Origin of the sequence: Cytobacillus sp. FSL R7-0680 (assembly GCF_038009245.1) — a bacterium.
Taxonomy (GTDB): Bacteria; Bacillota; Bacilli; order Bacillales; family Cytobacillaceae; genus Cytobacillus; species Cytobacillus kochii.
Window position 1 is genome coordinate 3,724,662 of record NZ_JBBPAO010000001.1, and the last position, 21,934, is coordinate 3,746,595.

The 21,934-nt window shown below is 38.1% G+C and carries 27 protein-coding genes, 1 pseudogene and 2 riboswitches; of the genes and pseudogenes, 22 read left to right on the forward strand and 6 right to left on the reverse strand.

Annotated elements, in window-relative coordinates:
• The first annotated feature begins 34 nt into the window (after positions 1 to 34).
• The 4 genes from MKY26_RS18610 to MKY26_RS18625 all read left to right on the forward strand — a co-directional run bounded on the left by MKY26_RS18610 (position 35) and on the right by MKY26_RS18625 (position 2,491).
• Positions 35 to 346: a hypothetical protein gene (locus tag MKY26_RS18610; RefSeq protein WP_233435324.1), complete on the forward strand. Its 312-nt coding sequence runs from the start codon at positions 35 to 37 to the stop codon at positions 344 to 346.
• A 237-nt stretch (positions 347 to 583) separates the two neighbouring features.
• Positions 584 to 1,090 carry an RNA polymerase sigma factor gene (locus tag MKY26_RS18615; protein ID WP_095371035.1) on the forward strand — a complete coding sequence of 169 codons (507 nt, stop codon included), beginning with the start codon at positions 584 to 586 and terminating at the stop codon, positions 1,088 to 1,090.
• Entirely contained in the window at positions 1,077 to 1,940 is an 864-nt protein-coding gene (locus MKY26_RS18620) for an anti sigma factor C-terminal domain-containing protein (RefSeq protein ID WP_341098296.1), read from the forward strand. Before MKY26_RS18615 ends, MKY26_RS18620 begins: the two co-directional genes overlap by 14 nt.
• Before the next feature lie 260 nt (positions 1,941 to 2,200).
• On the forward strand, positions 2,201 to 2,491 hold the full coding sequence (locus MKY26_RS18625; protein ID WP_095371033.1) for a hypothetical protein: 291 nt from the start codon (positions 2,201 to 2,203) through the stop codon (positions 2,489 to 2,491).
• 20 nt (positions 2,492 to 2,511) lie between these two features.
• On the opposite strand, the gene metE is transcribed toward MKY26_RS18625, so the two are convergent.
• The gene (gene metE, locus MKY26_RS18630) at positions 2,512 to 4,812 is read right to left on the reverse strand and encodes a 5-methyltetrahydropteroyltriglutamate--homocysteine S-methyltransferase (protein ID WP_341098297.1); all 2,301 of its coding nucleotides are present in this window, start codon (positions 4,810 to 4,812) and stop codon (positions 2,512 to 2,514) included.
• Positions 4,813 to 4,960: 148 nt separating this feature from the next.
• Positions 4,961 to 5,140: riboswitch (cobalamin riboswitch) on the reverse strand.
• Between the two features lie 53 nt (positions 5,141 to 5,193).
• Positions 5,194 to 5,306, reverse strand: a riboswitch (SAM riboswitch).
• Positions 5,307 to 5,380: 74 nt separating this feature from the next.
• Positions 5,381 to 5,668, reverse strand: coding sequence for a DNA-binding protein (locus tag MKY26_RS18635; protein ID WP_224938317.1), 288 nt, complete (start codon positions 5,666 to 5,668; stop codon positions 5,381 to 5,383).
• Between the two features lie 282 nt (positions 5,669 to 5,950).
• Between MKY26_RS18635 and MKY26_RS18640 the strand changes: the two are divergent.
• The 5 genes and pseudogenes from MKY26_RS18640 to MKY26_RS18660 form a co-directional block, all read left to right on the forward strand.
• Positions 5,951 to 7,462: pseudogene (locus MKY26_RS18640) on the forward strand (glycosyltransferase family 2 protein); the annotation flags it as partial.
• Positions 7,454 to 8,695: a nucleotide sugar dehydrogenase gene (locus MKY26_RS18645; RefSeq protein ID WP_322910328.1), complete on the forward strand. Its 1,242-nt coding sequence runs from the start codon at positions 7,454 to 7,456 to the stop codon at positions 8,693 to 8,695. The pseudogene MKY26_RS18640 and the gene MKY26_RS18645, both read left to right, overlap by 9 nt.
• Before the next feature lie 65 nt (positions 8,696 to 8,760).
• Positions 8,761 to 10,248: a glycosyltransferase family 2 protein gene (locus MKY26_RS18650; RefSeq protein WP_307315779.1), complete on the forward strand. Its 1,488-nt coding sequence runs from the start codon at positions 8,761 to 8,763 to the stop codon at positions 10,246 to 10,248.
• The gene (locus tag MKY26_RS18655; protein ID WP_341098298.1) at positions 10,238 to 10,477 is read left to right on the forward strand and encodes a hypothetical protein; all 240 of its coding nucleotides are present in this window, start codon (positions 10,238 to 10,240) and stop codon (positions 10,475 to 10,477) included. Before MKY26_RS18650 ends, MKY26_RS18655 begins: the two co-directional genes overlap by 11 nt.
• 19 nt (positions 10,478 to 10,496) lie before the next feature.
• Entirely contained in the window at positions 10,497 to 10,736 is a 240-nt protein-coding gene (locus MKY26_RS18660; RefSeq protein WP_095371028.1) for a hypothetical protein, read from the forward strand.
• Positions 10,737 to 12,115: 1,379 nt separating this feature from the next.
• Here the strand turns inward: MKY26_RS18660 and MKY26_RS18665 are convergent.
• A complete protein-coding gene (locus tag MKY26_RS18665; RefSeq protein ID WP_095371027.1) occupies positions 12,116 to 12,802 on the reverse strand; it encodes a DUF1796 family putative cysteine peptidase in 687 nt (228 codons plus the stop codon).
• A 114-nt stretch (positions 12,803 to 12,916) separates the two neighbouring features.
• Positions 12,917 to 14,050 carry a CamS family sex pheromone protein gene (locus MKY26_RS18670; protein WP_322910242.1) on the reverse strand — a complete coding sequence of 378 codons (1,134 nt, stop codon included), beginning with the start codon at positions 14,048 to 14,050 and terminating at the stop codon, positions 12,917 to 12,919.
• A gap of 167 nt (positions 14,051 to 14,217) precedes the next feature.
• On the opposite strand from MKY26_RS18670, the gene MKY26_RS18675 reads away from it, so the two are divergent.
• Positions 14,218 to 14,982: a hypothetical protein gene (locus tag MKY26_RS18675; RefSeq protein WP_341098299.1), complete on the forward strand. Its 765-nt coding sequence runs from the start codon at positions 14,218 to 14,220 to the stop codon at positions 14,980 to 14,982.
• A 121-nt stretch (positions 14,983 to 15,103) separates the two neighbouring features.
• Here MKY26_RS18675 and MKY26_RS18680 read toward each other — a convergent pair whose 3' ends face one another.
• The gene (locus MKY26_RS18680) at positions 15,104 to 15,490 is read right to left on the reverse strand and encodes a hypothetical protein (RefSeq protein WP_341098300.1); all 387 of its coding nucleotides are present in this window, start codon (positions 15,488 to 15,490) and stop codon (positions 15,104 to 15,106) included.
• A gap of 70 nt (positions 15,491 to 15,560) precedes the next feature.
• On the opposite strand from MKY26_RS18680, the gene MKY26_RS18685 reads away from it, so the two are divergent.
• From MKY26_RS18685 to MKY26_RS18695, 3 genes are all read left to right on the forward strand, one after another.
• A complete protein-coding gene (locus MKY26_RS18685) occupies positions 15,561 to 15,725 on the forward strand; it encodes a CAP domain-containing protein (RefSeq protein WP_445293129.1) in 165 nt (54 codons plus the stop codon).
• Positions 15,726 to 15,897: 172 nt separating this feature from the next.
• Complete coding sequence (locus MKY26_RS18690) at positions 15,898 to 16,224, forward strand: hypothetical protein (RefSeq protein ID WP_095371025.1); 327 nt, start codon at positions 15,898 to 15,900, stop codon at positions 16,222 to 16,224.
• A 17-nt stretch (positions 16,225 to 16,241) separates the two neighbouring features.
• Positions 16,242 to 16,997, forward strand: a complete 756-nt coding sequence (locus MKY26_RS18695) for a class I SAM-dependent methyltransferase (RefSeq protein WP_341098302.1) — start codon at positions 16,242 to 16,244, stop codon at positions 16,995 to 16,997.
• A gap of 50 nt (positions 16,998 to 17,047) precedes the next feature.
• Here the strand turns inward: MKY26_RS18695 and MKY26_RS18700 are convergent, their stop codons facing one another.
• Complete coding sequence (locus MKY26_RS18700) at positions 17,048 to 17,761, reverse strand: class I SAM-dependent methyltransferase (RefSeq protein WP_095371023.1); 714 nt, start codon at positions 17,759 to 17,761, stop codon at positions 17,048 to 17,050.
• A gap of 131 nt (positions 17,762 to 17,892) precedes the next feature.
• Here MKY26_RS18700 and MKY26_RS18705 point away from each other — a divergent pair, with 131 nt between their 5' ends.
• The 9 genes from MKY26_RS18705 to MKY26_RS18740 all read left to right on the forward strand — a co-directional run bounded on the left by MKY26_RS18705 (position 17,893) and on the right by MKY26_RS18740 (position 21,904).
• Positions 17,893 to 18,063: a hypothetical protein gene (locus MKY26_RS18705; protein WP_341098305.1), complete on the forward strand. Its 171-nt coding sequence runs from the start codon at positions 17,893 to 17,895 to the stop codon at positions 18,061 to 18,063.
• A 5-nt stretch (positions 18,064 to 18,068) separates the two neighbouring features.
• A complete protein-coding gene (locus MKY26_RS18710; RefSeq protein WP_341098306.1) occupies positions 18,069 to 18,338 on the forward strand; it encodes an NUDIX domain-containing protein in 270 nt (89 codons plus the stop codon).
• 22 nt (positions 18,339 to 18,360) lie between these two features.
• Positions 18,361 to 18,906, forward strand: coding sequence for a hypothetical protein (locus tag MKY26_RS18715; protein WP_341098309.1), 546 nt, complete (start codon positions 18,361 to 18,363; stop codon positions 18,904 to 18,906).
• 16 nt (positions 18,907 to 18,922) lie between these two features.
• The gene (locus MKY26_RS18720) at positions 18,923 to 19,480 is read left to right on the forward strand and encodes a DUF4256 domain-containing protein (RefSeq protein WP_289432618.1); all 558 of its coding nucleotides are present in this window, start codon (positions 18,923 to 18,925) and stop codon (positions 19,478 to 19,480) included.
• Between the two features lie 149 nt (positions 19,481 to 19,629).
• Complete coding sequence (locus tag MKY26_RS23400; protein ID WP_370873339.1) at positions 19,630 to 19,740, forward strand: HTH domain-containing protein; 111 nt, start codon at positions 19,630 to 19,632, stop codon at positions 19,738 to 19,740.
• Positions 19,741 to 19,764: 24 nt separating this feature from the next.
• Complete coding sequence (locus MKY26_RS18725; RefSeq protein ID WP_322910247.1) at positions 19,765 to 20,079, forward strand: antibiotic biosynthesis monooxygenase family protein; 315 nt, start codon at positions 19,765 to 19,767, stop codon at positions 20,077 to 20,079.
• A 228-nt stretch (positions 20,080 to 20,307) separates the two neighbouring features.
• Entirely contained in the window at positions 20,308 to 20,859 is a 552-nt protein-coding gene (locus MKY26_RS18730) for a hypothetical protein (RefSeq protein WP_341098310.1), read from the forward strand.
• Positions 20,860 to 21,210: 351 nt separating this feature from the next.
• Positions 21,211 to 21,720, forward strand: a complete 510-nt coding sequence (locus tag MKY26_RS18735; protein WP_341049439.1) for a phosphoribosylanthranilate isomerase — start codon at positions 21,211 to 21,213, stop codon at positions 21,718 to 21,720.
• On the forward strand, positions 21,707 to 21,904 hold the full coding sequence (locus MKY26_RS18740; RefSeq protein WP_095371014.1) for a hypothetical protein: 198 nt from the start codon (positions 21,707 to 21,709) through the stop codon (positions 21,902 to 21,904). Before MKY26_RS18735 ends, MKY26_RS18740 begins: the two co-directional genes overlap by 14 nt.
• The last annotated feature ends 30 nt before the right edge of the window (positions 21,905 to 21,934 follow it).

The following is a 21,934-nucleotide window of genomic DNA, read 5'->3' on the forward strand; positions in this document are numbered from 1 at the left end:
GAGTAAATTTCCTGTGAGGTGTAAATCAGATAGTATGATAGGTTTTATCGCGGTCTTATTCAGCATGCTAGGATTCTTCTTAATTATTAATATGTTCCTAGCCATTTTGTATTTTTTTAGTAGTAGAGCTGGTGGAAAATTTTACAGCTGGATAACAGAGGATTTTGTGTTTCTGATGATTTTATCCATACCTTTCTTTGCTTTAACGGAACTAACTGCTAACGAATTGTATAATCGCTTTAACGGGTTTCTTGCAAGAATCCTACTGATTTTTTATATTATTACCTTATTCATCTTAGCGATCGTTTTCTTTATATTATTTGGCTATTTTGCAGAAATGGGGTAAGGGGAGACTAATGCTGTTGATTGATATCCTGTTTTAGTCTTACTTTAGTGAACACTATATAAAATATAATTTATCACCATATAAAAGAGTGCTAATTATCGAGACCACAGTTTAAGCTCATGCTGTGGTTATTTTATTATGGTTTGAAACATTATTATGCTAGATATTAATATTAATTTTAGAATTTTGTTAACATTACTACTATCTGTTTCGTCTTATAAGCATAGGAGGAGGGATATGAGAGAAGCGTTGAATATCGATGTCTTGAATAGAGAGTTAAATATTGTTTATAAATATTTATTAAAAAAAGGGGTACCCCACATAGATGCTCAAGATGCTGTGCAAGAAACAGCGCTTAAGTATATCAAATTATCTGACACGATTCGTTCATCAAAGGTACGAAGTTGGTTAATTCGTGTGGCATTGAATTACCATTATGACCAATGTCGCAAAAATAAGAAATACCACTTTAATTTAGATGAACATAGTGGTGAGCCGGAAAGTACGGAAACCCCCGAGGCGCTAGTTATCTCAAAAGAACGTGCGAGAGAATTGTCTAGTATACTCAATCAGTTAAAACCTTTTTATGCAGAGATTCTACTATTAAAATATCAATCAAATTTCACATATGAGGAGATAGCTATCATTTTGGGGATAAGCATTGGCGCTGTGAAGATTAATTTATACCGCGCTCGAAAGAAATTATTGAAGTGTTTGGAGGAGGCACGTGATGACGAATCATAAAAAGGATGAAATGGATTTTATTAGTGATTCACTATTCCGGCGTTCAGTAAGAAAGGCAAGATGGAAGCAATTTGGCTTATATTTTTTAATTTCTACGATATCCGTTCTTATTTTAATCTTCTTAGTTTTTAGTGGTGTTCAATATCTTATCAATAAAAAAATAGAAAGTGGTATGGATGAGGATTTAAACAGTTGGTCGAAAGGAGCAGGTATTATCAGCCATAATACTACCTTTCATTATAATCTCTTTAGCGCCATTGGTGAGACGGTCTATTTTAAGGAAATTGGAGGAAGACAATTTGTTTGGAATAAAGAGACAAATGAATATCCAGCGATAGGTAGAATAAAGCTTGTTAGTCGAGAGAGCGGTTTAACTGAAGGAAATAAGGTAGATGAAGAAACTAAAAGGGTTGTTCGGTACAACCAAATGAATAATGAGCGTATTGTTGATTTTTATTACCCTCGAATCAACTACAGTTATTTACCTCAGGAAATTGATATAGCTGTAGGACTCGCCAAAAACACATTAGTAGAAGTAGCAATATCATTTGATGAACCGATGACTCCTAAAGAATTGGGTAATATCATGGGTGTGGAGAATATCGACTGGTTATGGGTTAATGAGCACACACCGAAACCAACAGAAGGAGATCCTGACCTGCATCATGTGTTGAATGGTGATAACGCTTATGGATATGGTGTTTCAGAAGACGATCCTTATTATAACGATGAATCAGAAACGCTAATTAGTGGAGCCATGATAAGCGGCACACCAGAGGAGTTGGAAAGGTTTAGAGATATAAGTATCATTAGGGCATCAGTTTTAGGGGTAACGATTGATAAATATTAGGATAAAAGGGGTACTCGTATGAATAACAATTACAAATGAAAGATACAAAGGTTATATCGGAAGAAAATTAATGAAAATAAGCAAGATGAGGCCGCAAATGGTCTAGAGCTTCTCCTCGTCGTTTTGATTGTAGTGGTGTTCGTTTTTTGAGTGCGAATGTGAACTGGTTTTGACGTAGTATCATCTCTGATTTGGTAAACGAAAAGGTACAAATACCCAACCAACAGTAATCTGAATAAATAAGAGAGGATGCACCCACTATGAAAAAACTGTTCCTAAATATGATAAGTATTATTTCTTTCGCCCCTTTTATTACACAAGTCACGCAAGCAGATGTGACGAATAATCTGCGGAAGTTAAAGGATTATAGTTGGTTTAATGCTTATTTGCAGAATGAGATTTATCGCAACTTAATCATCCATAATGTCCGGGTACGGAATGTGATTGGTGAATTTAACGAAAAGAGATTTAACCATGGTTCTTATCAGAAGAAGATGGATAAGAAACTAAACACTGTACTATTAAACGAGGAAATCCGAACGAATGTATAATCGTTCGGATTTCTGTTTGTTTATTTTCCTTTTTTTACAAGTAATTTTTCCCGCGAGAGTTTGGCAGCTTGCACCATGACTGTTAGGGCTGCGACGGTTTCGTCAATGCCTCTTGTTTTGAGGCCGCAGTCAGGGTTAATCCAGAAAAGTTGTGGGTCTAGTACTTGTAAGGCACGATCGATGTTTTTCGTTAGTTCGTCGAGTTGTGGCACCCGAGGGCTGTGAATGTCATATACACCTAAGCCGATACCTTGTTCGTAGGTGCTTTCTTCAAATGAGTGAATGAGTTCGCCGTGGCTTCTTGATGTTTCAATGGAGATGACATCAGCGTCGAGTGCTTGAATGCTTGAGATAATGTCTTCGAAATCGGAGTAGCACATATGCGTATGAATTTGTGTTTCATTTCTGACTGAAGTGGTGGCTAGTCTAAAAGCATAAACAGCAGCGTTCAGATAATCTTCCCACTTCTCTTGTTTGAGTGGTAATCCTTCACGAATGGCTGGTTCGTCTACTTGAATCATCCGGATACCATTTGCTTCTAGTGTTTCTACTTCTTCTCGAAGGGCAAGGGCAATTTGGTTTGCGACTTCGTAACGAGGGATATCGTCGCGGACAAATGACCAGTTTAAAATCGTAATCGGACCAGTGAGCATACCTTTTACCGGGTGATCTGTTAAGGACTGGGCATAGACTGTTTCTGTAACTGTCATTGGCTGTTCAAATGAGACATCTCCATAAATGAGTGGTGGTTTGACACAACGAGAGCCATAAGACTGCACCCAACCGAATTTTGTGAATTGGAATCCGGCTAATTTTTCACCGAAGTATTCGACCATATCTGTGCGCTCGAATTCGCCATGAACAAACACATCAAGGCCTAGCTCTTCTTGAATATCAATCCACTTTTTAATTTCCGTTTTGATATATGTTTGATAGTCAGTAGCAGTTAACTCTCCTTTACGCCATTTTAAACGATTTCTTCTCACTTCCTGTGTTTGTGGGAAGCTTCCAATCGTTGTTGTAGGTAGGAGTGGTAGTTGGAAGGATGTTTTTTGTGTTGCTTGACGAACAGAATAAGGTGCTTCGCGCTCTGCTAGTGATGATGGTAAGTTTTGAATGGCTGTTTGTACTTGTTGATTGTTTCTAATAGAAGATTGATTTAGTGCCTCGATAGCAGTTCGTCTCTCGTTTATCTCATCTTGGATTTCCTCTCTTCCTTCTCTTATTCCTTTCGTTAGCACTACGATTTCTTGTAATTTTTCATCAGCAAAGGCGAGTGCGGTCTTTAATGTATGATCAAGTGTTTCTTCAATTTTGACTGAAACGGGTACATGCAATAAGCTGGATGAAGGCTGGATGATTAAGCGATCTTTCGGAACTATTTCTGTAATTTCTTCTATAAGAGAGAGCTTATTATCAAGTTTGGCGCCCCATATATTACGGCCATCGATGACACCTGCAGCTAATACTTTATCACTTGGGAAGCCGAATTTTTGTAAGGAAGCGAGGTTTTGACCTGCATCATGGACGAAATCAAGGCCGATCGCTTGCACAGGTAAAGAGGTAACAGCTTCATAATAAGTGATGCTTTCAAAATACGTTTGTAAAATGATATTTATCTGTGGTGCTGCCTCGTGTAATGTTTGGTAAACTGCTTGATAGAGTGAGATGTCTTCTTCTGTGAGGGTAGTTGCTAAAATAGGTTCATCGATTTGTACCCACAAGGCACCTTCTTGCTGTAATTCTTTTAAAATTTGTGCATAAAGAGGAACGAATTGATTGACGATTGATTTGAATTCACTTTCTTTATAGCCTTTTGATAATTTCACAAACGTAATCGGGCCCAAGATAACCGGTTTCCCGTCGATTTCAAGCTTCTCTTTTCCTTCTTTATAAAAGGCAAGTGGCCGGTTTTCAGCAAGTGTTGGCGTGAGGTTGTTGAGTTCTGGCACGATGTAGTGATAGTTTGTGTTAAACCATTTGGTCATTTCAGCTGCCACGGCATCTTTGTTCCCTCTGGCAATATCAAAATACGTTTCGATATCAACTTTCCCACCTCTGTATGTAAAACGCTCAGGAACAAGTCCAAACATCACAGCTGTATCAAGGACATGATCATACAGTGTGAAATCGCCAACCGGGATGAGATCAACGCCAAGTTGTTTTTGCTTCTCGAGAGAGGATAAACGAATGACTTCCATTTGTTGCAGAAAAGTCTCTTTATTCAACTTACCACTCCAAAATTGTTCTAGAGCTTTCTTCCACTCCCGCTTCTCGCCAATTCTTGGATAACCTACATTTGAACTTTTTACTTCAGTCAATTTAAACACTCCTTTAGATTGTATTTTCTCAACAAAAAATCTCTCTATTTATTATTAAATGAGAGATTCATACGCAATATTAACTAGAGTTGAGACCATTTGATTTGCTCAACACGTATTCATCACTCCTCTCTATGCATCCGTAGAGTCTAAGTGCAAACAACAGACAGGTCTCCTGACTTCGGATTATCGCTCGTTATCCCTTCCCATTTCTATTATGAAATAGTGGTCAATGATAAGTCGCTCTCCTTCACAGTGGCGGGACCGTGCCGGCATTCCACCGGGCTTCCCTTTTAAGCAATCATGCATCTGTTGCCTTTGTTATTAAGTTTTGAAAATACAAAAGACCTCTCTAATTAAAAATAGAGAGGTCTTTATCCTCTCTTATTTGCCAAAGCTATTACACTTTGCAGGAATTAGCACCTTTTTAACAAATAATTGTTAAAGGTTGCTGGGTTTCATCGGGCCAGTCCCTCCACCTCTCTGAATAAGAGAATTACATATTTATAATATTTTGAATTTTACAGATAGATTAGCATAATAAATGGAAGCTGTCAAAATAAATTCTTCATGAGTGATATATATCATCAGATTCAAGCCACTTGCGAAATTTATGTAGATGGTAATAATGCTTGCCATTAAGAATGACTTTTGGTGCGTGAGGATGCTTCTGTAATAGATCCTTCATGTCTGCTTCACTTAAATAAAAGTAAAGATGAAGGTGGCTTTGCTCCACAAGTAAATGATTCATATTACCTTCATTTTTACTACTAAATTGCTTCAACCCATTGCCTATGAAATAGCCAAGTAATGCTAAACCGACGGCAATCCAAATAAAATTCAACTCGAATTCCAATTTGTACTCCCCCTTAAATACATATATATCTACTTTAACATCTCCTAACGAATAGTAATAATATATTTTTTAGTGCCGAATCGGATCAATGCCCCCATAATTAAACCAATCTACCCTGTCTATCGCACCATCTTTCATAGATTGTATACTTGTCCGAGAACAAAATTGGCCAAGCTGTATATATTGATATTACTTAGTGTTTTTCTCGGGTTTGTGATGGAAAAGGCTATAGTTAGCACAAAGGAGACTATTAATTTTGCTGAAGGAGAGAAGTGAAGTGTTATGAATCTATCTGTTATTATTCCCATTCAGAATGAAGAATCTACGTTGTCAGCCGTTTTAGAAGAGTTAGTGAAGATTGAGCCATATGAAATCATCGCTGTTTTGAATGGTTCAACAGATGGATCGGAGAAAATAGCGGAAGCATTTGAATGTAGAAAGCTTGTTTATAAAGAACCTCTAGGGGTGGATATTGGACGAGCAATTGGTGCAAGGGAGGCAAAAGGGGATACGCTTCTTTTTATTGATGGTGATATTGTCGTTAGAGCTCAGGAGCTACAAGCACTGCTTGATGGCATTCGGGATGGGGCTGATATTGCCCTAAATGATTTAAGCTGGACAATGAAGCGCCCCATTAGACCACATCCGACAGCAGTATCAAAGTTCTCTCTTAATCATTTTTTAGGTAAAGGTGAGTTATCCGTTAATTCCTTAGTCGCTGTTCCTCATGTGATGAAAAAATCAGCGCTTGATACAATTGGTTGGGAGAATTTAGCTTGTCCGCCATTAGCTCATAGTATAGCTGTGATGAAAGAATTAAAGATGAGTGCACCAGTAGCCATTGATGTGATTGCTACAAATAAGATTCGACCGAAACATCAACAGAAGATTACGGGCTCCTCTTTTTCATTTTCAACAAGTTTAATAATTGGTGACCATTTACGTGCAGTGGCCCAACTGATTGAAGAGAGAGGATATCGCGGTGGTTTAAACGATGGCAGGCGAAATCGGCAATCTTTTAAGGAATATGTACAAGCCTTTTCGGTAAAGGAAGAGAAACGAGCGAAGTATAGTGCGATTATTCCTGTAGGGAAGGAGCCGGATACGATTGCTGAAGTGATTGCTGAGGTAAAGAAGGCAGGCATTGATGAAATCATTGTTGTGTTAAATGGAGCAGATGAACGAACAAAGGAAAAGGTAGAAAAGTCAGGTGTGAAAGTGATTGCGTTTGACCAGGCACTCGGACATAACATTCCAAGAGCGATTGGTGGGCTTCACAGTACAGGAGATATCTGTTTGTTCTTAGATAGTGATTTTGTTATCAAAGCAGAAGATTTAACCCCTTTTATACATGCTGTAGAAGAAGGGGCAGATATTGCTTTAAATGATTTAGAAATATTGCTCGACCGTGCCCATCCGTTGCATTCTGTGAGTGCTGCTAAGTACCTTCTGAATATGGCACTGAAAAGAGAGGACCTCACCGTTAATTCTCTCACTGCTATTCCACATGCAATGAGCAGGAAAGTGATTGACGAGATTGGTATCCTCACATTAATGTCTCCACCGTTATTTCAAGCAAAGGCAATTCTAAAAGGATTTAAAGTCGAATCCATTCATTATGTCGATGTCGTCAAGCCAAATAAAATTAGAAAACAGCATCACAGGCAAGCCGATGGTCGGGTCGAATCAACTGACCGGATTCTAGGTGACCACATTGAAGCATTTTCATATTTACTATCGTTCAATCAGAGATGCGGTTATACAGATGGCAATCGAAAATGGGACATGCTCCAAGGTCAAATAGATAGAGTTGCTGTTATTGGTCTCGGCTATGTTGGTCTCCCACTGGCTCTCCACTTAGCAAAAAAGGGCTGTCATGTAACGGGCATCGATCAAGATACTCATAAGATTGAGTTATTACAGCAAGGGAGCAGTTATATTCCTGATGTAAAAGATGAAGAGCTGCAAGCGGTTCTAAATTTCATTCCAAAACATACGGATGCAGCTATAGCTTTGCTTAAAGCCGCTGAGTATATCATCGTCACAGTTCCAACCCCAATTGACGAACATCATGAACCGGATTTAAGAGCGATGATTGCCGTTACTAACTATCTTTGCCAATATTTACAGACGGGACAAACGATTATTTATGAAAGCTCTACTTATCCGGGAACAGTAGAAGAGGTGATTGAGCCTATATTCACACGCCATCACTTTAAAGCTGGGGAAGACTACTACTTATGTTATTCACCCGAGAGAATTGATCCTGCAAATAAGCAATATACGTTAGCCTCTATCCCAAAAGTAATTAGTGGTCAAACAGAGAGCTCTCTTGCGAAAATTGATCAGTTTTATGCAAAGTATTTTGCTGAAGTTGTGCCAGTAAGCTCGCCGAAAGTTGCAGAGTTAGCTAAGTTATTTGAAAATACACAGCGATTAGTCAATATTTCACTAGTGAATGAGTTGGACGAGCTATGTGAACGATTAGACATTGATTTTTATGAAGCCCTGCAGGCAGCTGCGACAAAGCCATTTGGATTTACTCCTTATTGGCCTGGTCCGGGAATAGGTGGACATTGTATCCCTGTTGATCCGATATATTTACAATGGAAGCTCAATCAATACGGCTTAAGCAGTCAGCTCGTAGCAGCAGCAAGAGAAATTAATGATACGATGCCTCAAAAAATCGTCAAAAAAGTAGAAGCTGAATTAGCAGGGGAGACCGGGGCAATCCTTGTTGTTGGCCTAGCGTATAAAAGGGATGTGAACGATGTCCGTGAATCCCCAGCTTTAACAATTTTTAACGAACTCTTGCAAAAAGGTTATCAGGTAGACTATCACGATCCTTATGTACCAACAGTTGTTCTTGAAAATAAAAGCTATCAATCTGTTCCGTTAACAAACGAGACATTATCAAAGTATCAATTAACCCTGCTTCTTACGGACCATAGTAATTTGGATTATAAACTTTTATCGAAAGTAGAAAATATCATTGATACGAGGCATGTATTAAAAACAGGGAAATGAACAAGCGATACTATATTCCTTGTAAGGGGGTGATGCCACTTAAAGATGTAAGGAGACGATGCTTTTTGGATGGTTCGTGTTTATCTTTGATTGTTCCTATTAGTCGGGATGCGAGTAATCAGTATGTGAGTAAGTTAATCCAGACCTATCAATCTATCACAAATGTTGAGCTAATCTTTGTTGCCCATAAATTATTAAATGTTGATCCGTTTCGTCTCGTAGTAAATGATGCTTGGCAACATGTCTACGAAGCACATGTCATCGGGGCAAAAAAGGCAACAAGATCATGTATGTTATTTTTAGATCTCAACCAACATATTACGGTACCAACGCTCCAGCAATTTTTACAACCTCTGATGGACAATAGCGCGGACGCTGTTCTCAATAATATGGACTATGAATTTCAAAAAAAACACCGCCACATTCCTTCTACTATTTTCCCGCAAATAACCAATGCTTTTATCCATCGTTCGGATTTAAAAATAGACCAAATCGTGTTCGTCCCTTATGGACTCTCTAGAAAAGCAGTAGATACTATTGGTATCGATACGCTTAGCAATCCTGTTGAAGCACATGTGAAATTAGTTCAACAAGGCTATGTATTGTCACATCAGCTTCCTATTCGTAATATCTTTCAGCTGCAAAATCAAGTGTGGGATAGGAAAGATGACAGGAGAAGAATAGACGATTATTTACAAGCTTACACACAAAGGTTCCCGCCTAATAGCCGATCAAAGTTTTCTGATGGTGAAAGAAGATTAGATGTACTAGATTCTGTTATCCAGGGCCATCAGCCAACTATTAGAAAAAATGACCATGCCAACAACCCCTTATCCCAGTTATCAGTTATCATCCCAGCTCAAAATGAACAAGCACGAATTAAGGCAGTAATTGAGGAGTGTATGCGATTAGGTCCGTTAGAAATCATCGTTGTAGTGAATGGGTCAAATGATCAGACAGCGGTTCATGCATATGATGCAGGGGCAACGGTTATTCAGTTTGCTGAAAAACTAGGTTTAGATACTGGTAGAGCGATAGGTGCCCACTTTGCCACCGGAGAGATTTTGTTATTTGTTGATGGCGATTTTGTCATCGCGATGGAAGACTTACAGCCATTTGTACAGGCTGTAGAGAGGGGCGTTGATGTTGCAGTAAATGACCTCAATGCTAGCTTAAAACAGCACTGGCCACTTCACTTAGTTACTGCCTGTAAATACGCAATAAATGTAGCATGTAATCGAGCTGATTTAGGTGTGGGTTCCACTGTTGCTGTCCCCCATGCCTTGAGTAGGAAAAGTATTGAAAAAGTCGGTGTTGGGTCACTAGCTAATCCTGTATTAGCTTACGTAAAGTTACTTGTTAATCATTGTGTAGTCGAAAATGTACACCATGTTGAAGTGGATAAAATCAATCGCTTTCGCCCGCATACTCATTATGCTAATCGAAAAGGATGTCTAGCCCCCACTACTTCAGTCATCGTCGGTGATCATTTAGAGGCGATGATATATTTAGGGAATTTACAAAAAAAAGGAGAGAAAAAGAATGGCTTGTAAAGATAAAAGTTGTTTTGATGTGTGTCTAAAATTGGTGGTAAATACGAATAACAGAAGAGCAGAAACGTCCGTTGAGTGCGATGATGCTTGCGGTGGTATCGAGTTCGAATTTGAAAATGGTGTCATTCAAATCACTTTACCACTTGTAGCGTGTGTGGAGACGACATTAAAAGATGATTTAAGTGCAAGTGCAGAGCTAACAAGCTTATCTTTACCAGGCTATCAATAAACACAAGGAGTGAATGGAAATGGCATGTAGTCATAAAAGTTGTTTTGATATTTGTTTGAAGATCATAGTAAATACGAGAACAGGAAGAGCAGAAACGGAAGTGCAATGCGATGAGGTCTGCCCAGGTCTTGAGTTTGAATTCGAAAATGGCATCATTATCATCACGATTCCACTAGTTGCCTGTGTGGAAACAACCTTAAGAGACTCCCTGCGTGCAGATGCACAACTCGTCAGTTTATCTTTGCCAGGTTATTCTTGAACAAATAAGGAGTACGGAACCTGATACCATTTTGGTGTGAGGTTCTTTTTATACATAAAAAAGATGGATGTTGATGTGTTTAAGAGTGAGGAGGAATAGAGAGAAACTCTTGTCTAGTCGGTCAAAGTCGGTTTAAGAACTGCGGGAAAAAAGGAAAACAGTCGCTCTTGGGATACTAATATATGTTGATAACGGGAAAAAAGAGACACCGTCGAATAGGAGGGGATATCTCACCTTTAAGCCCTTCTCAATTGGAGAGAGATAGAAAAGGGAAAAATCAATTTTGTGCACCATCCTCAGAGATGTTGAATTTTTGCTCTTCATTCAGGCTGAAATTGGCTAACGAGAGCCAAGTATGCATAAATTACGAGTCATACAAACGGAAATGAGTTAACGAGAGGTAAGCAAACTGTGATTGCAAGTCCCTCGAGAGGGAATCTGTAAAGGAGAGGTGAGCAAACTGTGATTGCAAGTCCCTCAAGAGGAAATCTGTAAAGGAGAGGTGATCAAACTGTGATTGCGAGTCCCTCAAGTAGGAATCTGTTCACGAGAGGTGATCAAACTGTGATTGCAAGTCCCTCAAGAGGAAATCTGTAAAGGAGAGGTGATCAAACTGTGATTGCAAGTCTCTCAAGTGGAACCCCTGTTAATGAGAGGTGATCAAACTGTGATTGCAAGTCCCTCAAGAGGGAATCTGTAAAGGAGAGGTGATCAAACTGTAATTACAAGTCCCTCAAGAGAGAATCTGTAAAGGAGAGGTGATCAAACTGTAATTGCGAGTCCCTCAAGTAGGAATCTGTTCACGAGAGGTGAGCAAACTGTGATTGCAAGTCTCTCAAGAGGAAATCTGTAAAGGAGAGGTGAGCAAACTGTGATTGCAAGTCCCTCAAGAGGAAATCTGTAAAGGAGAGGTGATCAAACTGTGATTGCAAGTCCCTCAAGTAGGAATCTGTTCACGAGAGGTAAGCAAACTGTAATTGCGAGTCCCTCAAGCGGTAATCCGTTAATGAGAGGTAAGCAAACCGGAATTGCGAGTCTCTCAAGAGGGAATCTGTTCACGAGAGGTTAACAAACTGATTTGCGAGTAACTCAAACAGAAATTTCCCAACGAGAGGATAGCAAAATGAAATTGCGAATCACTCAAACCAAAACCCCTCAATGAAAGTTGAGCAAACTGGATTTGCACGTCACTTAAAGGAAAACCACTCACGAAAGCCGAACAAAAGAATTTATCATCATTTATAAGAAAATCAAAACAATTGGTCTAGGGGTGAGAGGCGCAGTGATCAAAATATGTAAGCTCCTTGCTATAGCTACACACTTAATTCCTTTCGATATCTAAGTACTAAATAAAAAAGACAGTGCATTATCGACTGTCTTTACTTCCTCAAACTCACATCAGTAAGGATTTCATTCCATATTTGTTTATCATAATGATGGTTAACGGGTATTTTAACGAAGCAGATTCCTTCATGTGGCCATTCTTCATCAATGAGTGGTCGTTCTAATGGTACATTTACTTGTTGGATGATAATGAGGTTGAAGGGGCCGCGGATAATTCTGGAGAGAGTCGTTTGCAATTCAATAATGTCTTCGTATTTTGCAATTTCCCATTCATATCGGATGAATAAGGTTTTTTTGCTAGTTTGTAATTTTGTGAGAAAGTTTTGAATGCGCTTGTTGAGTTTTTGTTTGAATGCTGGGTACTGATCGGTCCACTGTTGGTTGGCAATCATAGGGAAATCGTGGACAGAATCAATTTGATATAGACGGTCATGAACAAAATGAGCCCTTGCAGGAGTGGTTCCTCCTTCTTCATAAATGACTTGTCCTTCATGGACGAAATGTGCGGTAATATTCTTTTCCTCCATGTGATCTTTTTCCATGTAATTTTTAAACTTGTTTTTAAGTAGCTGATTGACCATGTTAAGATGTGGCGACTGTATCCAATCAAAAGGGAATGAATTTTTTCTTAGATGATGCTCTTTTGTGTAGATGGCAGGACCACACCAACAGCCTAAACTTACAACGAGATCATATACGCCTTTTGTTTCTGATAGCTTCAAGTTATCACTCCTTTACTTATAATTATTTTATTGATAAAGGAGAGGAAGTGATTGGACAAACAGTTAAAAGCAGTAGAAAAGGCTCCTCCTTTTTTTAAAGAAGAAGCCCTACTTTTATAATATTTCCGTTAAGATCTCTTTGTTCTCTGTATCCCAAATCATGAGCCCAAGTTCTTCATCTACATTAATGATGCGAATGGAGACGGGCACATGGTCGCCTGCTATAGAATTAATTTTCGTACCGCAAAAGTTAAGAATGCTCGTTAACTCGGCCTTTGAAATACCTGGTGCATAGATTTTTAATTCTATATTCGTTAAATTATCATGCTCATAATTAATATCGCCGTTTAATCTCAAATCTAAATTTGTAAAGTAGGTAAGAAGGTCATCTGATAGATAATTGAGACTATCATGGAGACTTTTATCCACTTCATTTAATTCATCTGAAGGATAGACATATTGGTCTTTTTCAACCTCTTCCCAGCTGCCGATACCTTGTTTGCCTTTATCAATATAAGTATGAGCAAGAAATTGGCCAGGTGTAATTTCATTTTGGCCTGCCTCTTCATAGATAGATAAGATAATTGGTACATTAGGGACATTTTCAATCCCTCTGACGGCAGAAATAACATTTTTTGCGATGTTTTTCGCATATTTTTCGTTGTAACTCTTGTCTTTATAAACCTCATTCACTCTTACTTCACCTGTGTGAACTAATCCGGCATCATCCATTACTCGAATATGGTAGTAATCATTGATAGAAATAGCTAATGAAATCCCAACAACTTTTCCTTTGTCATTTAAATAATTTTGTTCGTGAATATGAGAGATGATTTTAGGGGTTTTTTCCTCATCTTCCAGTCGATCTTTTGTTTCTTTCATTTTAGGGTTCAGCCCATTAGGCGTATCATTAGACTCTCTAGCAAGTAATTCATTGAGCAAGTCACTATCTATGTATTGACCTGATTGATAAAGGTGGTCTTCTGGTGAAAAATATTCAGAAGTGATATCCATCAACCCTAGTTCAATCTCAGTGATATCGTAGTTATTAGAAACATTTGCTGTAATTGCACCTCGTGCCATAGCTGGCTCAAACGGTTGCTTGACTTTAAATATATTATTCTCAATTTGCGTTGGAATGACGATATCTTCGGGTTGATCTGTGGTTTCTTCCTCGTCCTTATTCATACATGCTGTTAGCGTAATAAGTAGTAATGGTGTAAGTGTAAGTAGTAGAAGCCTTCTCATGGTTAACTCCTTGTTTGTATGTTTTTGAGCCAATTATCTTGCAAATAAAAGGTACCATATAATGACATTATGTACAAATGATATTTTCATAGCTTGCTTGAAAAAGGAGGATTATGAAAGGTGGAATAGAAAGGGTTAGAAAAGAAAGAAGATGGATGTGAATGATAATGAGAGCAAGCGAAAGTATCCAGTGTGTTTGGGATCAATTTAACACGTTCCCAATGGAAAATCTAACGAAAATATGGCATTACCAAAAGGGAAGTGAGAGAAAGCAAAGAGAACTATCCTTAATGAAGGAACAAAGAGATCAATATGGCCTGGCGGGTAATTGTTTTGATTTAGCCATTTGGTTGTTGGATGCTTTTCGACAAGCAAAGATTCAAGCATTTCCAATCGGTCATAATCTAGGGACAGTAAATGCCCATGTAGCAGTAATTGCACTGGACGATAATGGTGGCCGCTACTTATGTGATTTGGGAGATCAATGGTTAAATCCGGTGTTAATAGATAAGAAACGAGCAAATTTTACAAGTGAGAAACTAGGCGGTTTTTTCCCAGGTGCTAAAATACAATTGATACCGAATGAATTTATGGTCGAGGTGCGCTATCATAGACCTAATGGGAAAGAGTCAAGACAAATATATGATACACGCCCGATTGATTGTGATGTTTTTCTCCAAGCAGCTGAACATTCACAAAATCTCCTTAAGCCCACTCCCTTACTCGAATGTAGAGTTCCTTATCAAACAGAAGTAGCGCACTGGGAATTTACGAATTGGATCAGCTTTTTGAGCACGAATCATGGACTAATGAAAGAAAGTCCATTAGTTGGTATCGATGAGTGGGTAATGAAAATTCATGAAAAAACGGGTTATAATAAAGAAATTCTGTTGGAGATGTTAAAGCTATATCACGCTTTTCAAAATAAATAATACGACTTGAGCCGTGGTTGTCGTGCTTTGGTTCAAATACACGCCTGTAAATAGGTTTTTTATCATCCCTCTCCTTTCGAGCTTTATAAAATTAGGTTATTTTGGATTGTAGTAATTTTTATTAGTCCGTATTTTGAAATGGAAGGCGCGGTTTTTCCTCTTCATAGATGGAATAACTTAAACCTCCATTTGCCATACTCGAACATTGCTTATCGCTGCAATAAAATAGGTACGTTTGTTGCTCAGTTCTAACGCTGACTTCCATATAATACGGGAAGACGCCACCTTTAAACTTGTTAATATCTGATTCGATGGCAATGATTTTTTCTCTTTCCCTTAAAGCTAAGTAATCCTCACTTTCAACCGTTTTTAGTATCATTTCACTTAAAATAATAGCTTCTTCTCTTGTTGCAGCAGACCATTGTTCTAATAAGAACCATTTGCAGAAGTAATATATGTTCAGCAGTAGACTAATAGTTAATAAGAAAACTAACAGCTTGTTTTTCAATCAAGACACCTTCTTGTTTTTTAGTGTAATTTTACACTATTTATAATTTATTTACAATCGTATAATTGAAATGTTAACGGCAAATGGGGTTACCTATCTTACTGCTGGTGAAAATATTGCTAAAGGCTATACATCACCTAAAGCGGTTGTCCAAGGCTGGATGAACTCTGAAGGTCATAGAGCAAATATATTAAACGGTAATTTTACAGAAATCGGCATAGGTTATGGAAAGTAATGATTATAATTGGGTGAAGATGTTTATAGGGAAATAAAGACTAAGAAGGCTGAACCTAACGCGGGGGGTTCAGCCTCCTTATAATATTTAAACGACATCAGTACTCGTTGTTTAATTTTCTAAATATTAAGTAATGTATTATAATTTGTTAAAATGGCTAAGTGAGAGGGGTATGGGGTTGATTATTACACTTTGTGGTTCAACCAAATTTAAACAACAATTTATACATACAGAAGCGGCATTGACTTACCATGGTCATATCGTTTTAAGTCTTGGTTTATTTGAACATAGTGATGACATTTATTTATCGAATGAGAAGTTACATATGCTACAAGAGTTACATTTAAGAAAGATTGATTTGAGTGACGCCATTTATGTAATTGATGAGGATGAATACATTGGAGAGAGTACGCGAAAGGAAATACAATATGCAAAGAGTAAAGGTAAAGACATTCATTATTATTCATCTAGTAAAAATAAGTTAGACATGCTCCTTTAGGAAGGATGTGAGAGTCATTGTTAAGTTATTATAGTAAACTTTCTTCTGAAGTATATGATTTAGATAAATACATAGGTTCAACATTTGGAGACATTGCCTTTTACCGAGATAGATTAGCTACTTGTAAAGGCAGGATTCTTGAACCTGGAGTGGGTACGGGGAGGACGCTTATTCCCCTTTTGGAAGCTGGTTTTACAGTTGAAGGGTTTGATGTATCAGATGAGATGCTCCGTATATGTCGGCGTCATTGTGCAGAAAGAGGGCTTGAGACCAATGTATTTAGCGGGAAAATGGAGTCGTTTAGTTTACCAGCAAAATATGAAGCGATAATTATTCCAACAGGTACTTTTCTGTTGCTGCATGAGCGAGAGGACTCTATAAAGGCATTAAAGAATTTCCACCACCATCTCTCGCCAGGTGGAAAGTTGATCGTAGATATTTTTTTACAACCGGACGTTACTCTAAATCAAGCATCGACTAAGACATGGAGAACAGAAAATGGCGATATAATTACGCTGGAGAAAAAGGTGATTGAAGTCGATTATATAAAACAGTACACGGTTTCTCACCATCGTTATGAAAAGTGGAGAGATGGGCAGCTGATACAAACAGAATTGGAACATTTTCCCCTACGTTGGTACGGAGTCGAAGAGTTTAGGAACATTCTTGAGACAACAGGTTTCCACAGCATCATTATTTCAGCCGATTATGAACAAGGGCTATATCCTACTAATGCTCATCAATCGCTTACATTTGAGGCAGTAGCGAAATAGAGCAAGCATGCTAAAAAAAGCCAGTGACCACACCACTGACTTTACTCACTTTATTTCTTACAGTGAAAAACAAAACTAACGGAATCATCATTCGCTTGTTTATCTTGATAATCTCCGTAACATGATTTGATTGTAAACCCGGCTCTTGTTAAAGAGCCTTCAATATCTTTGAGCGTGCGAAACCTTATTTGATGCTTTCTCCTAGTGAAGAGTTCACCGTTGTCACAATACTGAACGGTCTCATAGAAGGTGAAAACATCATCTTCCATCCCTTCATAGGAAGAAATAATGGTAAGTTTCTCTCCAGTATAGGGATGATTTGTATAGTCAGGTGTCTCATCCTCCATCCAGTTCTCCCATTCTTTTGCATGAAGGTTGCGGCAATCAAAAATAAGGGAGCCATTAGGTTGTAAAGCCTGATGGATATCAGAAAGCGTTTCTGACCAGCTTTCATCCGTTAAAAATACTTGGGCAACATTTGCTGTCATGATGACAGCATCGTATGTGTTTGCCTGCAAGAGTCGACTATCGCCTACGAGCCATTGGACATTTGTTAACCCTTTACCTTTAGCGACGTCGATCGCCTCATTATCGGGATCAATTGCTGTAATTTCATATCCCTTCGTATCTAAGTAACTCGTTAATCTCCCTGTACCACATCCTAAATCTGCTAAATGATGAGTCTGTAAATTGTTAATGATAGATAATAAAAATTTATCTCCCGGTCCAATTTTGTACATTTGGTCATATATCAAAGGTATCATCTTAGTGTCCAGTCTCCTTTGGAAGTAAATAAAGGTTTACAATTGTATATTTCAATTTCGACACTAGTAAAAGCAAACCCTTTAAAGGAAATGGCTTTATCTAATCGAATAAATAAGTGAGGTGTTTTTCTATGACGAATCTCCCCATTTACTGTAATGGCATAGCCGTTGTTTTATTAAAAAAGTATGAGAATGATACGTTGGTCCTGCTTATGAAAAGGAATACAGAGCCTTTTTATGGCGAATGGTGCTATGTCGGTGGTGCTATTGAGAGGATGAGAAGGCGTGGGAAGCAGCATTAAGAGAAGTGAGAGAAGAAACGGGCCTAACGGATATTCGTTTATATGTCAGCAATACATTTGAGCAGTACTATCATCCAAAAAGTGATTTTATCTATATGGCGCCGGTTTTTGTGGGCTTTGTTGGCGAAGAAGAGCAGGTGAAATTGAACGAAGAGCATAGCGATTATGCCTGGTTCACATTCAAGGAGGCACTTCAGCAAATAACTGTGCCTGGCAATGACTGCGTGCTTTCTTTTATTGAGAAGCATTTTGTAAAAGTAAAACCGTATACATAATTGGAGGTCAGGTGGTGGCTAGATGAATAAGGAATTCTATATCATGACTGAAGCCTGTCCTGCGTTGGATTTTTTTATCTATATTCAAAACATATATGGTAATCAGACGAAAAAGAGTGAGTACAGATTTCCATATATGATTAGAGAGTATGCTTTTAGTCAAAACTTTGAAGATAGCTATAAAGAGAAGTGGGCAGAAACGGTTCAGCTTGTGGCGGAGAATCGATTTAATGGAGAAAAATTATTTTATAATCATAAAAACTTCTTTTTTGAAGGCTTGTTTATGGATCATACAAGCTTTAATGAAGTTTATCAATCTTTTAAAGTATGGTGGCAGAGTCTAACGGGGGAACTGGCCGTCACAAGGACAGTAGATGAAGAGATAAGTAATATCTATCGTGATTTACCTGAGTCTTCCCCAAGGAAAACCTTGTTTGTGCAGGTTATATATGATGATTGCTTCCTAGGGGACTTGATGAGTCAACCATATTTTTGTATTGTAACGATGGAGCAATGCTTACATGGAAAAGAAAAACTACTACAATTCGTACGAAAAAGTATGAGATAAAGGAAGGTTAAAAAGAATGACTAAAAAGTTATCAGCAGAAAACCAAGAAGAGTTATTATCCATTTTAAAATTGCGGTTTGAGAAGAATTTGGAAAGACATGAAGGTATTGAATGGGAGAACGTGCAAGAAAAACTAGTTGCACAGCCGGACAAGCTGTGGTCCCTTCATGAAATGGAGAGAACAGAAGGTGAACCTGATGTGGTGGGCTATGATGAATCCACAGGCGAGTACCTCTTTTTCGATTGTTCAAAAGAAAGTCCAAAGGGGCGCCGCAGTGTTTGTTATGACAGAGAGGCACTTGAGGCAAGAAAAAAACATAAGCCAGAAACGAGCGCGATGGATTTAGCAAATGAGATGGGCATTACAATTCTTACTGAAGAACAGTATGAATCATTGCAGCAGCTAGGAAATTTTGACCTTAAAACATCTAGCTGGATACAGACCCCAGAGAATATTAGAAACCTCGGAGGTGCATTATTTTGTGACCGCCGCTATGATCATGTATTTGTCTACCATAACGGCGCCGATTCATACTACGGGGCTAGAGGTTTCCGTGGTGAATTAAGGGTTTGATTTTGTTAATGATTAATCGTTCGAGAAAAGCTGATATGACTCCAAACCCACGTTTGAAAAATGGCATCTACTCTGTTCTCTAGTTCTTCGGTTGACATCTGTTTATGTAGAGATAGTTCTTCAAGCGTAAAGATTCTATTTATACAAGAGTGAGCGAAGAAGACATCAAGAATTTTCTTGCTGATGGCAACTCGGTGTCTGTTGAAACGAAATATAAACTAGCTGTGCCTGTACTATTTTTACATTATATTTGTAAATAATATCTCATTTATTGGAGGTCAATCATGCAGGAGCTACCATCAACATATTATGCTGTGATCTTTACTTCCAAAAGGACAATTGGCGATAACGGGTATGAAAAAATGGCATTGGCCATGGAGGAGTTAGCGCAAAAGGAAGAAGGTTTCCTCGGGATCGAAAGTGCCAGAGACTCACAATTAGGAATTACAGTTTCATATTGGGCAACATTTGAGGATATTAAAAGGTGGAAAGACCATACGGCTCATAAAGTCGCACAGGAAAAAGGAAAATCGGACTGGTATGAGAACTATCAGGTGCGTATTTGCAAGGTAGAAGAGAGTTATGGTTTTGAACGATGAAGTCTACTTTAGAAGTAGGCTTTTTTATTTAGAATTGAAACTATTTACCATTTTTTTCGTATGTAAACGAAGGGGTGTTTGTTTGGTTAAGTTAAATTTACTATTTGTTTTGCTATCGTTCATTTTGTTTGTACGCTTCATGCTGTTTAATGCATTTAACCTGTGGCATTGGGCTGCGATATTTTATTCCCAACAACCGCGCTTATTATTTATTTAGTAAGTAAACGGATGGCTGGAAAAGAAGATACCTATCAACCTCCTGATAAAGACGGGTGGTCGTTTTATCATCTGCAACGAACATTGATGAATAAAAAGCCGCTTTTTAAGGGTGAGGAAAAACGCGGTTTCATTCAGCAATATTTCACGCAGAGATGGCAATATGTTGTGAGTGATATCTTTGATTTACGCTGGTATTTATCTTTGCGCATATATATAGAAGAGGATTCCTTTGATGTACGTTGGAAAAGAAGTAGGGGGTTTTCTCAACAGGAGCAATGGCTGATTTACAAGAATGGTATCGTAATTGGCAAAGCTAACACAGTAATGAATGTGAAAAATATATCCAAGCTGAAGGAAGTGATTTTTTTTGAAATAGAAGAGGAAACCTGGACCACAAATGCATTGACGGTTACTTCATCGATCTCGCTAATGAGAGATAACAAGAAAGAAGGCTTACTGCGGCGTAATCATTTGATAAGTAATGTACAATCCATAAATGTAACCGACGATCGATCAGAGTATATCATGGCTCTCATCCTTCACTCTTATTATTTTAAGTAAGATGCTATGAGGCAAACTCGGAACTAATCGAGAGTCCCATCAAGAAATGAGTCATGGAAAAGGTGAACTTGTGCAAATAGCACAGTTCATCAAGATAAAAGCCACCTAAAAAGAGGAATCAAAGCAAATAGAGAGAGTCATCAAGATAAAAGCCACGTAAAAAGAGGAATCAAAGCAAATAGAGAGAGTCATCAAGATAAAAGCCAGGTTAAAGAGAAAATCAATGCTAATAGTAATAGCAAAGTATGAACAATACGGGCAAAGAAATCGCGGCAAAATATGAGCATGCATTGTACATCATCTAGCAATCTTAAAATATCGGCTAAAAGAAAGTAACGAGGAGGGCCACATGTGAACAATCCTAAATTCAAAGAGTTTTTAAGAATAACAGAAGCGCTGAATCAAGTGAATATCATTCCTTTGTTAATGGGTTCGGTGGGGCTTGAGCTTTTGACAGGAGTGGATTGGCAAGCAAGAGATTTAGATATTCATGTGCCAGGTGATGACAGAGGGTGGGCAGTACCTCCGGATCAGAATGTTTTTGAGTGGCCAAAGATTGTTGATGTGATGGTATCGCTGGGATATCAATTAGTCGATTTGCATGAACATGAATTTATGAAAGAGGGTTTGTCGGTTGAGTTTGGAATTATCGATACGTTACCTAGCTTTGCTGGAATTCCCTTAGCAGAATTAATGCTACAACAAGTTGAAAATAGTAAGTACTATTTATTAAATCACGAGCAATATTTAAAGGTTTATCAAGCTTCTTCTAAAGATAGTTATCGTGCTGATCAAAATAATGATAAAGATAGGGAGAAAATAACTTATTTACATAAGGGGGGAAATCATGCTAAAGAATAGCCTTTCTTTTGCGGTGATCTTCTTTTTAACGGGAACGATATGTCAATTAATAAGTAGTCAGCCCATTTCTTGGTTTGAGAATATAATGGTAAGTTTGTTGGTGTTTCTTGGGTATCTATTTTTTGAATGGACCAACATTCCTTTTGATTGGAATAAAAAAAAGCATAAGAACAGAGAAGAATGATATCTAAGACAGATATCATTCTTTTTTGTT

Bases quoted from the DNA above. Each gene is read 5' to 3' on its own strand.
- MKY26_RS18730 (WP_341098310.1), top strand. From the start codon at position 20,308: ATGGCTGGAAAAGAAGATACCTATCAACCTCCTGATAAAGACGGGTGG.
- MKY26_RS18610 (WP_233435324.1), top strand. From the start codon at position 35: ATGATAGGTTTTATCGCGGTCTTATTCAGCATGCTAGGATTCTTCTTA.
- MKY26_RS18725 (WP_322910247.1), top strand. From the start codon at position 19,765: ATGCAGGAGCTACCATCAACATATTATGCTGTGATCTTTACTTCCAAA.
- MKY26_RS18645 (WP_322910328.1), top strand. From the start codon at position 7,454: ATGCTCCAAGGTCAAATAGATAGAGTTGCTGTTATTGGTCTCGGCTAT.
- MKY26_RS18660 (WP_095371028.1), top strand. From the start codon at position 10,497: ATGGCATGTAGTCATAAAAGTTGTTTTGATATTTGTTTGAAGATCATA.
- MKY26_RS18720 (WP_289432618.1), top strand. From the start codon at position 18,923: ATGACTAAAAAGTTATCAGCAGAAAACCAAGAAGAGTTATTATCCATT.
- MKY26_RS18655 (WP_341098298.1), top strand. From the start codon at position 10,238: ATGGCTTGTAAAGATAAAAGTTGTTTTGATGTGTGTCTAAAATTGGTG.
- MKY26_RS18670 (WP_322910242.1), bottom strand. From the start codon at position 14,050: ATGAGAAGGCTTCTACTACTTACACTTACACCATTACTACTTATTACG.
- MKY26_RS18705 (WP_341098305.1), top strand. From the start codon at position 17,893: ATGACGAATCTCCCCATTTACTGTAATGGCATAGCCGTTGTTTTATTA.
- MKY26_RS18715 (WP_341098309.1), top strand. From the start codon at position 18,361: ATGAATAAGGAATTCTATATCATGACTGAAGCCTGTCCTGCGTTGGAT.
- MKY26_RS18740 (WP_095371014.1), top strand. From the start codon at position 21,707: ATGCTAAAGAATAGCCTTTCTTTTGCGGTGATCTTCTTTTTAACGGGA.
- MKY26_RS18615 (WP_095371035.1), top strand. From the start codon at position 584: ATGAGAGAAGCGTTGAATATCGATGTCTTGAATAGAGAGTTAAATATT.
- MKY26_RS18675 (WP_341098299.1), top strand. From the start codon at position 14,218: ATGAGAGCAAGCGAAAGTATCCAGTGTGTTTGGGATCAATTTAACACG.
- MKY26_RS18700 (WP_095371023.1), bottom strand. From the start codon at position 17,761: ATGATACCTTTGATATATGACCAAATGTACAAAATTGGACCGGGAGAT.
- MKY26_RS18685 (WP_445293129.1), top strand. From the start codon at position 15,561: ATGTTAACGGCAAATGGGGTTACCTATCTTACTGCTGGTGAAAATATT.
- MKY26_RS18690 (WP_095371025.1), top strand. From the start codon at position 15,898: ATGGGGTTGATTATTACACTTTGTGGTTCAACCAAATTTAAACAACAA.
- MKY26_RS18620 (WP_341098296.1), top strand. From the start codon at position 1,077: ATGACGAATCATAAAAAGGATGAAATGGATTTTATTAGTGATTCACTA.
- MKY26_RS18625 (WP_095371033.1), top strand. From the start codon at position 2,201: ATGAAAAAACTGTTCCTAAATATGATAAGTATTATTTCTTTCGCCCCT.